Origin of the sequence: Enterobacter cloacae complex sp. 677-3DZ2D5B (assembly GCF_004136695.1) — a bacterium.
Taxonomy (GTDB): domain Bacteria; phylum Pseudomonadota; class Gammaproteobacteria; order Enterobacterales; family Enterobacteriaceae; genus Enterobacter; species Enterobacter hormaechei_C.
This window is the reverse complement of record NZ_QFLS01000008.1, coordinates 1-13,736: the sequence shown is the minus strand read 5'-3', so window position 1 is coordinate 13,736 and position 13,736 is coordinate 1. Positions and strand designations below refer to the sequence as shown.

12 protein-coding genes are annotated in these 13,736 nt (G+C 47.6%); 8 read left to right on the top strand and 4 right to left on the bottom strand.

The window, feature by feature from the left end:
- Positions 1 to 35: 35 nt before the first annotated feature.
- The 3 genes from DD597_RS12640 to DD597_RS12630 all read right to left on the bottom strand — a co-directional run bounded on the left by DD597_RS12640 (position 36) and on the right by DD597_RS12630 (position 5,201).
- Positions 36 to 3,008 carry a type I restriction endonuclease subunit R gene (locus DD597_RS12640; protein WP_129256255.1) on the bottom strand — a complete coding sequence of 991 codons (2,973 nt, stop codon included), beginning with the start codon at positions 3,006 to 3,008 and terminating at the stop codon, positions 36 to 38.
- 586 nt (positions 3,009 to 3,594) lie between these two features.
- On the bottom strand, positions 3,595 to 4,215 hold the full coding sequence (locus DD597_RS12635; RefSeq protein ID WP_129256254.1) for an inovirus Gp2 family protein: 621 nt from the start codon (positions 4,213 to 4,215) through the stop codon (positions 3,595 to 3,597).
- A gap of 776 nt (positions 4,216 to 4,991) precedes the next feature.
- Positions 4,992 to 5,201, bottom strand: coding sequence for an AlpA family transcriptional regulator (locus DD597_RS12630; protein WP_050863320.1), 210 nt, complete (start codon positions 5,199 to 5,201; stop codon positions 4,992 to 4,994).
- 568 nt (positions 5,202 to 5,769) lie between these two features.
- Here DD597_RS12630 and DD597_RS12625 point away from each other — a divergent pair.
- The 8 genes from DD597_RS12625 to DD597_RS12585 all read left to right on the top strand — a co-directional run bounded on the left by DD597_RS12625 (position 5,770) and on the right by DD597_RS12585 (position 12,510).
- Positions 5,770 to 6,600: a hypothetical protein gene (locus tag DD597_RS12625; RefSeq protein WP_129256253.1), complete on the top strand. Its 831-nt coding sequence runs from the start codon at positions 5,770 to 5,772 to the stop codon at positions 6,598 to 6,600.
- A gap of 195 nt (positions 6,601 to 6,795) precedes the next feature.
- On the top strand, positions 6,796 to 7,551 hold the full coding sequence (locus DD597_RS12620; protein ID WP_129256252.1) for a GTPase family protein: 756 nt from the start codon (positions 6,796 to 6,798) through the stop codon (positions 7,549 to 7,551).
- Positions 7,552 to 7,858: 307 nt separating this feature from the next.
- The gene (locus DD597_RS12615) at positions 7,859 to 8,410 is read left to right on the top strand and encodes a hypothetical protein (RefSeq protein ID WP_129256251.1); all 552 of its coding nucleotides are present in this window, start codon (positions 7,859 to 7,861) and stop codon (positions 8,408 to 8,410) included.
- A 5-nt stretch (positions 8,411 to 8,415) separates the two neighbouring features.
- Positions 8,416 to 9,042 (top strand): hypothetical protein, encoded by a 627-nt coding sequence (locus DD597_RS12610; protein WP_129256250.1) that lies wholly within the window; start codon positions 8,416 to 8,418, stop codon positions 9,040 to 9,042.
- 209 nt (positions 9,043 to 9,251) lie between these two features.
- The gene (locus DD597_RS12605; protein ID WP_129256249.1) at positions 9,252 to 10,070 is read left to right on the top strand and encodes a DUF932 domain-containing protein; all 819 of its coding nucleotides are present in this window, start codon (positions 9,252 to 9,254) and stop codon (positions 10,068 to 10,070) included.
- A 259-nt stretch (positions 10,071 to 10,329) separates the two neighbouring features.
- Positions 10,330 to 10,806, top strand: coding sequence for an antirestriction protein (locus DD597_RS12595; protein WP_129256247.1), 477 nt, complete (start codon positions 10,330 to 10,332; stop codon positions 10,804 to 10,806).
- Positions 10,807 to 10,906: 100 nt separating this feature from the next.
- On the top strand, positions 10,907 to 11,248 hold the full coding sequence (locus tag DD597_RS12590; RefSeq protein ID WP_129256246.1) for a TA system toxin CbtA family protein: 342 nt from the start codon (positions 10,907 to 10,909) through the stop codon (positions 11,246 to 11,248).
- A gap of 254 nt (positions 11,249 to 11,502) precedes the next feature.
- On the top strand, positions 11,503 to 12,510 hold the full coding sequence (locus DD597_RS12585) for a restriction endonuclease (RefSeq protein WP_129256245.1): 1,008 nt from the start codon (positions 11,503 to 11,505) through the stop codon (positions 12,508 to 12,510).
- Between the two features lie 180 nt (positions 12,511 to 12,690).
- Here the strand turns inward: DD597_RS12585 and DD597_RS12580 are convergent, their stop codons facing one another.
- Entirely contained in the window at positions 12,691 to 13,560 is an 870-nt protein-coding gene (locus DD597_RS12580) for a phosphorothioated DNA-binding restriction endonuclease (RefSeq protein ID WP_045894225.1), read from the bottom strand.
- Between the last annotated feature and the right edge of the window lie 176 nt (positions 13,561 to 13,736).

Here is a 13,736-nt window from a genome sequence, read left to right as displayed (position 1 = left end):
CATTACCCGTAACCTTTGTACGAAATCTATACTTATCATCGTTCTTCCTCATAAGCCGCTAGACCAGCTATTTCTCGACCTTGCGAAAGTTTATGCAGTATTGGAGTTAATTCCTCCATAAGTGCCAACTCTTTCACTCTTCTGCTCTTCCAGTTGAGCCCTAACGGCTTCAGAAAGTCAGTGAGTTTTTCGCCGTCGAAAATACATCGACGCATGATTTCATCTACAAACACTTGAAGGGCATCGAGCGAAAGCCCGTGACGGTTGGCAATGTTGGCGAGTTCTCGCGTTTTTTTCTCTGCTTTGAACCTAGCAAAGCCATCACGTATTTGTTTTTCATTCAATGCCTCATCGGTTGGGAGACCTCGAATATACTCAGCAATCTCCTCACGCTCATCGATAAACTTGGCATCGGATTGGATCAGGCCGATGAGTTGCTCACGACTCATTGTGCTCTTGCCGGGTTTCTGTTGTGTCAGTTTTGCAATGAGATCCATTATATAATCGTAATCAATCACTGCGGAGGAGAAGAGAACAAACTCGAAATCAAGTTGTTGTACTTCAGACGGTGCTTGGTCACGATCTTGCTGTTCCTTTAGTTGTTTAGCCGTGTCCAAGTATACGCCCTTGAACCCTTGCAACTGATCAGGTGGTACAATTTGCGCGATCAATGTCTTTTGCTCATCGGTGAGATCTGTGTACTGATCAAGTTGCGTTTTTAAGCGCTGTACTTCCTTGAATAGGTTAACAAACTGTGCACGAGCCGCATTACCTCTAAGATTAGAGACCTCTTCCGGAGCATTAGCTAGGCCCTGTGAATGCATGTAATCTGCCAGCTTCTGGGTGGCGATTTGTAGTGTGTCGATTACTTTGATAGCAGGATCTACGAGCCAGATTTCGCGAGGATTATCGATCTTCTCGCCGGAGAATAGTGCGATAGCCTCGTCTACTGACGTTTTCTGTTGGCGAAAATCAAGGATATTGCCGTAGGGCTTACTGTCGTTAAGCACGCGATTGGTTCGCGAAAATGCTTGGATCAGACCATGGTGTTTGAGGTTCTTATCCACATAAAGCGTGTTGAGGTATTTGGAATCAAAGCCCGTGAGCAGCATGTCCACCACTATTGTGATGTCGATTTTTTGCGCAGCCGGAAAATCGGCATTGGGATACTGTTGATCCTTGATGCGCTTTTGCACATCTTGATAGTACAGATCAAAAACGCTTATACGGTAGTTGGTGCCAAAGCGAATATTATAGTCTGTGATGATATTGTTGAGTGCTTCTTTCTTGCCTTCTGGATCCTGTTGATTATCTTGCTTTTCCTGGGGCAGGTCTTCCTGAATCTGCTGTATATCCTTATTCCCCTCAGCTGGCGGTGAGAACACGCAAGCAATACTTAAAGGGCGAAAATCAGGGTCTTGCTCCGCTTGCTCACTTTGAATGCTTGTGAACAACTCGAAGTATTCGATGGCATCATTAATACTCGCAGTAGCCAGTATGGCGTTAAATTTGCGCTCATTAGTAGCCGCATCGTGCTTAGCCAGTATGGTCTTAATGACCTTGGTTTTGTCAATCCTTTCGCCGGGCTTGGGTGGCTTCTTGCCCTCGGGCTTGAAGTGGTCCACATGAAAACGCAATACGTTGCGATCTTCGATAGCATGTGTGATGGTGTATTCATGCAGGCTGCGCTGAAACAAATCATCGGTCGTGCGGTAACTGGCCTTCTGACCTTCGACCTGCTGATAGTTGGCGTTTTGTTCAAAAATAGGTGTGCCTGTAAAGCCAAAGAGCTGGGCGTAGGGGAAAAAGTCCTTTATTGTTTTATGGTTATCACCAAATTGTGAGCGGTGGCATTCATCGAAGATAAATACTATGCGAGCTTTGCGCAGTGGCTCTAGCCGCTCTTTGTAGTTACGTTTATTGGTGCCGTCTAATGCCAACCCCAATTTCTGGATAGTGGTGACAATGACCTTGTCTGCGTAGTCGTCGGACAGCAAACGGCGCACCAATGTTTCGGTGTTAGTATTTTCCTCAACGCAGCCTTCCTGAAAACGGTTAAACTCTTCACGGGTCTGACGATCGAGGTCTTTTCGGTCTACCACGAACAGACATTTGTCTATATCCGGATTGTCTTTAAGCAGGGTAGAGGCCTTAAAGGAGGTCAGAGTCTTGCCCGAGCCTGTGGTGTGCCAAATATACCCGTTGCCACAATTCTGGTTAATGCATTCGACAATTGCTTTGACCGCATAGATTTGATATGGCCGCATTATGAGCAGCTTCTGTTCGCTGGCTACAATGACCATATAGCGACTTATCATCTGACCCAAGGTACACTTTGCCAAAAACTTCTCAGCAAAACGGTCAAGCTGGGTGATTTTCTTATTGTCCTCGCTGGCAAACTGGTAGACAGGAAGGAAACGCTCGTCGGCATTAAAGCTGAAGTGTCGCTGGTTGTTGTTAGCGAAGTACCATGTATCGCTGCGGTTGCTGACGATAAAGAGCTGGATGAAACACAGCAGCGTTTTACCATAGCCATTGCTAGGCGCGTTTTTGTAATCCACGATCTGCTGCATGGCACGTCTCGGGCTTACGGCCAGCGTTTTAAGCTCAATCTGCACCATTGGTATACCGTTGATAAGCAGTATTACGTCGTAGCGATGATGGCTGTTATCGTTATTAATGCGTAACTGATTGATTACTTCGAAGTCGTTTTTGCACCAGTCTCTAATGTTTACTAAGGTGTAGTTAAGCGGAGTACCATCGTCGCGCTCAAAGCTGTTGATACTTCGCAGTATCTGGGCAGCGTTGTACACATCGGGTGTGATAATGCCATCGATCAGTCGCTGAAATTCGCTATCCGTCAGATGCACCCGGTTAAGTGCCTCGAATTTTTCACGAAAATTGGCTTTTAGCGTAGTAAGATCGCGGATATCGGGACGGTAGGTATATTTTAGGTCGCTGAGCTTAGCGATCAGGTCATTTTCGATGTGTTGTTCTGATGTTGCCATGAATCCTGCCCCAAATACCAAAAAAGTTATCCTAACTGTCACACAGATTTGTTAATGCCATTGTGTTTGAATGCCCTGAATTCTCTTTTTGACACTCTTTTATAGTTACGTCATTGCCCTCTTCAACTCGCCTATCTCGGACAATTGGAAGTTCCTTAACCACATACACGATGTGCGGAAATCTCTTACTCTCTCGAGCAGTAGACGGTGTCCTTGGGGACATACTGATGCCGGGCAACCTTTTCAACTGCAATCCACCGTTCTGAGTTTATGTGTGGGTAGTTGTTTTATCTGTTTCTGAGAGTCATTTTGAGTCTATCATGGGTTTTACGTGTATGCATCTTTGCATAGCCGCAAGCTGCTTTGCGGTTGAGGTGTGACATGTTTAAGGAGACATAAGAGTCCCCGAATTGACTCAGCATTTGTATTCCTGAATGAGCCCTTTTTCCCCATAAAAACTGTTACTTTGGCTGTGTTATAAATCATCAGCTAAAGGTGCCAGCGTATTGTTGCCGAGAGATAATTTCCAGTAGCCCCTCTAGATGACAGGCCTGGGGGCCATTTAAGCACATCCCTGGCATGTGGTTTATTTCGTACTTCCCCCGAAAGAGCGTTCTTCTTTGGTGTATGCCTTGGTACGCTCTTTGGCAAAGTATTCCAAGTGGCTCCGTAAACTCAGGAGCTGTTGACCATAACGATCCACCCGAAGACGCTCCAGATAATGTGGCTTGTTGATGAAAGTAACGAGCGTCCTGTACTCAGGAAATTCGAGCAGCCCCAGCGCACTTAGCCATGCCTCGCAGATGTAACTCCCCAGGTTATGGTCTTCTTTCGAATAATTCCCTAATCCATTAAACGTATCTTTGTTGACGAATATCGCCATGTGGTAATGGGATTTACCACTGGTTCCCACCTCTCGTACCCATAAGTGTCTCAGGTCCGTTGGACACACCTGAAGGCCTTCTCGCTTACGTCGTTTCTGATGGGCTGTGAGACGAGCTCTCAGCGCCCCAGTTACTCGTTCCATCAATCCTGAACTCAGGTCAGGGGCACAGGCAATACTGTCGCCTGTATCACGATGTTCAGGCAGCCTGAGTACGAAGGTGAATACGGATGTCCTAGCGTGGGCTGTTGTCGCGAAGTTGATGATATCCGTAATACGATTCATATAGCCCGGATTGATTTCCCCAAATTTAAGGTTAGTCATAGGTATTACTCCTTTTGCGTTTTTTCTCAGGCGAGAGAAACCTCTGCCAGAGCGAATGGCAGTAATAAATGCGTTGGTGGTTTGAACTTTATATGTTGCCTGGGACAGGGAAGGTTTCGTTATTTCCCCGTTATCATCGCCTGGCGGTTATTGAGGGATGGACAGTGTGATTGCTTTTTGTGAGATGAGACCATTCTTGCTCTTGATATTTAACAATTATTTTTTTGAATGTGCACCAAGCTATTTGAAGTGAAGTAACGCATGTAGCTTAAATAAGCCACCCCCTTACGCACATTCTGTTACACTTACGTTTAGCTTGCCAGGATCGCACATTTTCAAATAAAATCACCCACACTCCAATAAATAATTCACTAATCACCTTGCATATCCACATACATATCTACCAGTATATGCCACTAGCTTGCTTATCCATGGTTACATATATTAACCCCCTTATATGTGAATATCTTTGCATATCATTTCATCATATACTAATCTCTTTATATATAATAATTATTTTATATGTTAATTACTTTGCATATAATATATATACTGTATGATGGAAGATAGCTGATATATACCAAAGCCTTTTCACATGCGGGGCTTTATATTATTGGTGTTCAGAATTTACTCCAGGGTTAGCAATTCAGAACATAAATGAAAATCTGATAATCAGGACATTTGGAAGTGCTCATGGACAACGTCTGTTTTATCCATTTTTGCTTCTGCCAGGCCACCAGGAGCTAAGCCTTGCTTCCACTCTTTTACAGCCATGCTCAGTTACCCCGGGAGTCTGCTATGCGCTGCTGCACCCAGGCTTCCACTTCGCTCTTTAGCCAGCGCGAGCTGCGACCCAGTTTGATTGGCTTAGGGAAGAGTCCTTCACTGATGAGTTTGTAGAACCATTTATCTGTCATTTCGGTATAGGTGGTGATGAATGCCATATCGACAAGCTGGTCGTTCAGCAGAGCAGGTGATGTGTTCATGGGGATATCTCCTTTAAGGTAAAAGTGAAAGGAGGAATGACTGGTTCTCAGTGTTGTGTTGCAGCCTTCCTCAGGGGATGGAAGACCGTGTAAAAAATTAATGAGGCATAAGGGTTTTTGCTTTCAGCTGGCGCGTCAGTGAAGCGTTAAACGCCGCCTCTTCTAACCGGACCGGTGCCACGAGAACTCAGTTCATAGCGCACAGTGGATCGCTGCAGTGGAGATTGATGGTGTAGTATTTTTTTAACGAAGCATCTTTTCCATGAGATTGCTAAGGGAGTGAGTAGGTTGGGGAAAGGTGTACAGGGAGGAATCGCAGATTGATATAAAATTTCATAATTAATTGTATTTAATGCATAAAACAAAAAGTGACCTACTATTGTAGGTCACTTTTTTCTTATAGTTAAAATCACAAGTAACCTTAAACACTTAACAAATAGGTTACTTAATATTTTTTATTTATATTATTATAAGGTGCATTTGCACGATATCAGACATGGACAGGTTGCAGAGATGGAAGGCAAATCAAAAGATAAGCTCAGGGAAAACAGGAGAGGGATAAGGATTTATGGCATATAAATTTAAGTCAACGATGTACTATTCAGATGAGGAGACGAAAGCGTTTCTTCTCGGCAAGGCGGTGAAGACCAATGGGAAAAGAAGCGAATCCCACTATCTTTACTCTCTGGTAACGAACGAAAGAGAAGGCCAACATCAGGCTGATAACGAGGGTAAGAGTCAACCCGCTTCAGTACAACTTTTTCCCGAATTTACTACGTCACGTGAATTCACTGTGAGCGGCCAGATTACATTTTGGGGACTTGCTCACGTAGTTCAGCCACAGGAAAAAGAAAGCGCCTTGATGCGGTTAAAGCACAAATCTTTAATGGAGGCGATCGAGTTAAAAATTCATGAAGATGTCATTAAACAAGATAGTTTTAAACGTGAGGAACAAAATGAAGGCCACTTTCTGGTTGTGCTAAAGACATATATCGCCTGTTATTACAGTGGCCCCTGTGCTCAATCTGGTATTTACGAAGGGATGTTCACCGCAACATGCAGAGTTATTATCGTCAACAGGACGTTATGGGATAAGCACGACGGGAGGTTCAATTTCGAAAAAATACGCTATATAAAATATGAAGATATTGCAAAGGCGGGGCGGGGAATTCCCGGAGGGCTTTGTAAGGTGGCGGAGATATCCGCTAAAGATAAAACCGGTGCATTCTTTATACCGGTGTCAACGTTACCCATGAAATTTCCAGAAAAGAACAACCCTGGGCGCGTCCTTATCAAGGGGGTTGATGTTTCTTTCCACAAAGAACGTCTGAAATTAAAAGCAATGAATGAAACTCAAAAGAAAAGGCATTCAAAGAAGATGTTAAATTTTCCAGGTTAGTTGTAAATAACTTCAGCCCTACATTACTCCTGTGATAGTGAACAAGATTCTTTTTATTACAGGTGAAATATGTACACTGAATCTCCGAAAGAAACGCCATTCAGGCAGCTCCTCTCCAGGCTGCCTGCTGATGCTACTGAAAAGATATACCGTCAACTCAGCAGTATCATAAGTTATGAACCCTGTATCGGATTGATGGGAAAAAGTGGCGCGGGGAAATCCAGCCTCTGCAATACCCTGTTCAGTCCACCTCCCGCCAGGGTTGATGCTATCAGCGGCTGTACCCGTACCGTTCAGCGCTATCGGGTCACTCACGGCACACATACCCTGACACTGGTAGATTTTCCGGGTATTGGCGAAACTCCGGAGCTGGACAGCCTTTACCGTCGCCTGTATCAGGCGTGGTCCCGCAGGCTGGACCTGATTGTCTGGGTACTCAAAGCCGATGAACGGGCCTGGAACGAGGATATCCGCTATTACCGCGAGTTACTTAGCAGCGGAGCAGTACCGGCACGCTTTCTGTTTGTCCTCAGCCAGGCAGATAAAATAGAGCCCTGCCGGGAATGGGATGGGCTGAATCACCGGCCCTCGCAGCAGCAGCAACATAACCTGCAGGCCAAAACCCGGCTGGCCGAAACCCTTTTCGCCACCGCCCACCCGGTCGTTGCCGTCTCTGCTGCAGAGCACTACAACCTGCATCACTGGGTGGAGGCCCTGATACTGGCGTTACCGGTACACAGCGGCAGCGCTGTTTCCCGACATCTTCACCCCGAACTTCGGACCGACACGGTCAGGGAGACAGCGCGTGAGGGATTTGTCCGCGTGACCGGGGAGATATTTGATGAAGCGGTGAACACTCTGAAGACTTCCGGGATGCTGGTTCGCTATCTCCACCAGCTCCGCCACCGGTTGCTGACTGTTGCCCGCGCCGTCTGGCATCTCCTGTTCTGATTTTATCGTGTCTTTTATCAGCACCTGTTCGATCTGTTTCGACGATCGAAATGAAATTATTCAATAGATATTAACTATCAAATTAAGTTTATTGATCGTCTTTCTCGATAGAAAATAACGATCGGTAATCAATTATCGATCTGAATTAACGATTATCACACCAGAAAGTTAGGCAGTACGATCTGCGCTGAAAATAACCCGCAGCCTCTTCCTTAACCATTCCAGTAAGTTGTTTATAAAGGAGTCTTTCGATGTTTTTGTTCGTCACTGTCTTCAATGAGGAAATAACATTCCGGGGGGAAATGGGATGAGATCCTATCCGTTGCTTCGTGCAGACCTGTTCGCCTGGTGCCTTGCGGTTGTTCTCCCGATCCTCTGGTTTGTCCTGGTTCTGAATTTTCCGCAAGCTCTCGCGCTTGTCATTTATTTGGTCATTGCCCTGGTCTGGGTGTTGCTGGACCGTACTAACCTGGTGAAACAGGGCATTTCGCCGCCATCCTTTATCTGGTTCTGGTTCCCGGTGGTGTATCTCCGTCAGCGTGACCAGATGCAGGATAAACCCTGGCGACTGATGCAGGTCTGGTTGTTATGTACTGCCATGTCGTTTGCGGGAATATATCTCCTTAACCGGCAGTCAGGTACGGAAAATCTGGCGCAGAGTGCCTGTGCCGTCGTGACGAAAATCCTGCATAAAGAGGGGAGTGATGAGCGCTGTATCCGCGTGATGGATATGCATGAAGAGGTCCGCGGTCGTTTCTGGCAGGCGCAGGCATTGCTGAATACCGGTGTAAAGGAGCCCGTGACCATTGAGGTCAGGGGCCGGGATATTTATGTCGTTTTACCCGAAGCGGGAGAGTGAAAAAGATGAAAACGGTAAACGTTATCGCCCGGCTGCTGATTGTCGTCGCGGTGTTATGGACTCAGGTGAGCCGCGCTGCTGCATATGACATTAAACCCGTTCTCGTCACAGGCGAGGTGGCAGGAAATGTACAGGTCATGCATGACCACATCATGGATGGCGTGGATGATTTTATCATTAGCGCCACAAAAGGTAAGGAAACGCAGAAGCTTATTCTTACCTGTAACGGTCCGGAAAAGCGCCTGAACATTCTCTACTGGCTGAAAGATATCACTGGTGGCAAGGCATCAGGCGCAACGGGTATGACCATCCAATATTACCCGGAGAGGGAACATCAGATGAAGGCTCATGCGGAGCAGCCACTGACACTGTTCGACAGCCAGCTATCTCCGGATCTTACACGCGCAGCGTCACGTATGCTGGATTATAAAAAGGGAAGCTTTGTTTTCCATTTCTATGAAAATGACGGCGTATCCGATCACGGTCCACTTGCATGGAGCTGGCAATATCCGGCCCGGAAACTGGCCCCTGCGCTAGCTGGCGCACTGGTATCCGCCAGGGCAAATAACTGCAGCCTGGCACAGGGTGAAACCCGTATTGCCTCTCTCGCGCGACTGGTCGACCATCAGTAAGGATACTGACATGATAGCAGGTGTTATCTATCTGACATCCTGCATTGTTTACGTCCCAGTCCTTGTTCTGGGTTACAGCCTGCTCGTCTGACATCCCTGGTACTGACCGTATTCACCCGGGTATTAATCCCGTTATTTTTGTTCACTAAAAGGCCGTACTTCCTTCCGGAGGTATGGCCTTTTCATTTATGTAATCAAAGGAGTTACCCATGCGCTTAGCCAGCCGCTTTGGCCGGATTAACCAGATACGCCGTGACCGTCCGTTAACCCGTGAAGAACTGATGCAACATGTTCCCAGCGTTTTCAGCGAAGACAAGCACACGTCACGCTCTGAGCGTTACAGCTATATACCGACGATTACCCTGCTGGAGAACCTGCAGCGCGAAGGGTTTCAGCCGTTCTTTGCCTGCCAGACACGCGTGCGCGACCTGAATAAACGCGACCACACAAAGCACATGCTGCGTTTCAGGCGTGAGGGGCAAATCACCGGCAAACAGGTCCCCGAAATTATCCTGCTTAACAGTCACGACGGCTCCAGCTCATACCAGATGCTGCCGGGCCTGTTTCGCTTTGTCTGTCAGAACGGACTTGTCTGTGGTGAAACCTTTGGTGAGATACGCGTGCCGCACAAAGGCAATGTGGTGGAGAAAGTCATTGAAGGGGCTTACGAGGTTTTGGGGATATTTGACCGGGTGGAAGAGAAGCGGGATGCCATGCAGTTGCTGTTACTTCCTCCACCGGCACAGCAGGCGTTTGCCAGAGCCGCGCTGACGTACCGCTTTGGTGAAGAGCACCAGCCGGTCACTGCGGCACAGATACTGACACCCCGCCGCTATGAAGATCGGCAGGACAACCTGTGGACGGTATTCAACCGCCTGCAGGAGAACCTGCTGAAAGGGGGGCTGCCAGGACGCACGGCCAAAGGCAAACGCAGCCATACCCGCGCGGTTAAAGGCATAGACGGCGACGTTAAGCTCAACCGGGCACTCTGGATGATGGCGGAAGAACTGCGGCAGGCGCTGAGCTGATGCCACCGCTGCCTGATAGCGCCCGGCAGGCCACACTTTATCCGACCGCCCTGGAGAATAATCCATGCAGCCGCTCCATCTCAGATGACGACTTGTGCGCATGGTGCTCACACCTTCTTTATCGACTCGGTGAACTCAACCAATGCAGTTTAAACATCACTGAGGGGAGCAGGCCTTAGCTCTGTCATGAGGATGGCTACATGCAGTCCTGCCCGTCACTTCGTTTCGGCAACCCATATGAAAATACGAAGGAAACTAAATGAACAACATTCTCACCCTGACCAGCACAGTGGCTAGATCCCCCGCTTCACCACACGCTGATACAGTGTGCATCGTGTGTACGCCCGTACCTGATGAACAGCGTACTGCCTTCTGGCCGCAGCACTTTGGCTCCATTCCACAATGGATAACCCTTGAACCCTGTATTTTTGGCTGGATGGACCGGCTGTGTGCCGATTACCACGGTGGTATCTGGCACTTTTCGACGCTCGGTAACGGCGGTGCTTTCATGGCTCCTGAATCAGAGAACGATAAAACGTGGGCATTGTTTAACAGCATGAACGGTAATGGTGCAGAGCTTACCAGTGAAGCTGCAGGGATAGTCGCCTGTCTGATGGCTTACAGCCACCACGCTTGTCGTACCGAATGTGATGCGATGACTGAGCATTATTATCGCTTACGTGACTTCGCGCTAAAGCATCCGGAATGCAGCGCCATTATGCATCTCATCGACTGAGGAATATCTGACATGAATACTGCGTTACCCTCGGCAGTTACGGCTACGTATACATCGCCGTTTACTCCACCCATCGTTAACTACTTTCACAAGAGCAAATATGAAAACTCTACCTGCAACAAATCCGCAGGCGGCGAAGCTATGTCTGTCGCCCGTGGCTGTCTGGCAAATGCTGCTTGCACGCCTGCTGGAACAACATTATGGCCTGACACTCAACGACACGCCATTCAGTGATGAAACGGTAATTCAGGAACATATCGATGCCGGTATATCTTTGGCCGATGCCGTTAATTTTCTGGTGGAAAAGTACGGGCTGGTTCGTATTGACCGCAGGGGATTCAACTGGCAAGAACAGTCCCCATATCTGCGGGCAGTCGATATTCTGCGGGCGCGACAGGCAACTGGTTTATTGAAAAAAGATCGTACTAGCACGGCACGGTGAACATTGGGAATAGCCTCCCTGATTCACATTGCAGTCTTACTTTTTTACTCATTCCAAAAAGCACCTGCCGATGCTGGTTGGTGCTTTTACTTATATGGACGAAATATCATGCAAATTGAAGCTGTAATTTTAACTGGGCACATTATCGCAAGCACAATCCGGGAATGCTGGGCCGTCGTTGTTGATGGTTTTGACGCATACTTCGAACAAGCTTATGATCCAGCATAATTTCTTTTCCTCATGAAGGGACTGGTATGGGCAACAGAATGTGGATGATCCGCGGTGACGGCGGCAAGCTCTATGACGATTTTCGCGATAAGCAAATTGTAGGTATCGATTGGTCTCAGCTGGCTCCATTAGTCAAACCCGGCCTATCCCGAGCCCAGTTACTCGCCTTATACCATGAGGCTGCTCCCTTAACAAAGCTCGGAACTGCGCGTTCTGGCGCATCGCAGGTCTGGCGTTTTGTGAATGAGATCCAAAAGGGAGATTGGGTTATTACCTATTCGCCAGCCAACCGTACTTATTTGCTAGGCAAAGTTACTTCAGACTTCCAGTATCATCCTGAATGGGTGGAAGAGGGGATGGGTATCGCTCGGCAGGTTAAATGGAATACTCAAGAAATCGACCGCGATAGACTGTCTGTTGCTACCAAAAACACATTGGGTTCTACGCTGACGGTTTTCCAGCTTCCAGAATATGCGCTAGAAGAGCTTTTGCAGGATAAGAAACCCACTGTAGAGGTTATTGCTCAAAATCCAACAGCGGCAGATGAAGATGAGGTCGTTTCTGATCCGCTTCGCGATGTGGAGTCATTGGCGCGTGAAGGTATTAAAGATCGAGTTAATGGGCTCGATCCGAAAGAGATGGAATATCTGGTTGCAGGTGTTTTACGCAGCATGGGATATAAAACACAGGTGTCTCCTGTGGGTCCTGATCGTGGGAAGGATATCATTGCTTCGCCTGATGGATTTGGATTCGAGAATCCACGTATCGTCGTTGAAGTAAAGCACCGCAGGGAACAGATGGGAAGCCAACAGATACGCAGCTTTATCGGCGGTCGCCATAAAGACGATCGCGGGCTTTATGTCAGTACAGGGGGTTTTACGAAAGATGCTCGATATGAAGCCGACCGTTCGACAATACCACTGACGCTCTGGACACTTGATGATCTCGTCCGTGCGCTTATTGAGAACTACGAACAAGTTGATATCGAGACTAAACTTTTGGTGCCTCTGAAGAAAACGTTCCTGCCTGCCTGAGTCTTGCTTCAACAGCCATATCAGTGTTCTACTGGTATGGCTTAATACCCACTCGCGATGTCTATTTTTTGTACGGATTTTAACTTGTGGGTACAAGTGCGGGTATAACTATTTATCTCTGCTTATAAACAACATTTATATCAGTCTATTAGGTGTGAAATTCGAGTCCGGCCTTCGCACTCATCCTCTAAACACCTCTCTCCAATGCCACTCCACGAACCCCTCTCCTGGATAGTTCCCTTTCACCATTGGTAGCGCAATCTGCTTCCCGGCAAAATCCCAGAACAGCTGCCCAACAATCCCGCCCCCATTCACCGCCTCGGAAACCAGTATCCGCATACTCTCATCTAGTCCAATCGATCCCTTATCAAACGCCTTATGATGAATCGCACACAGCGCCAGCCCGTTTGGGATCTCACACGGTCCACCAAACTGCTTCCACTTGATATGCGCGGCTTCAAGACCAACAGAGGCGTTATCATGTCGCATGTTAAACCCGCAGATTGCGCACTCATAGTTATAAGCACGTAGCACCTGCTGCCGGAACAGCGGATCGCGAACCTTACGGATTTGCTGAATATTAAAGCCCATCTCATCCGCGATCTCTTCCTGAATGCTTTCAGGAAAGTGCGCTTCAAGGATCTGCTGCGCCAGCGAGCCGATCAGGTTTTTGTTCTTACTTAGCAGCGCAAAGTGTTCTTCATCAAACCCGCCTGCGACGTTATGTTCCACAAGTTCTTTAACAGGCGGTTGCTTACTGCCAATGGTCGAACAGAACTCAGTATTCTTCAGATCCCAAAATCCATCCCCTTTGAGCCTCCAGAAGGGCATATTTGGGTAATGCGCCTTCCTCTGTGGGCCAAAGCGTTCTAACAGGCTAAGCAGCTGCTCGTGGACCTCAGTTCCGTAATCAAACAGTCGCGCATGCCCCTGCTGATAGTTCGCCAGCACATACAGAAGCAATAAAGGCTTATGCGGCGCACGCTGTTTGCCTTTGTGCCAGATAGTGATGTCGGCAATAGCCTGTTCGAGAGTTTTGCTGGAAGCCATCGCGTTACGGAAGAAGGTAAATAATTGCGATGATGCTCGCAAAACCCAGACCAATCAACCCGTAACCAACAAAAATATGACCTTAATGAACCCAACCCTATTTCCTGAATCCTCCTCGCAAATTCCAAATTTACCCCACCCAAAACCGCTGTATTTATATGGGTCTTCCCCGATCA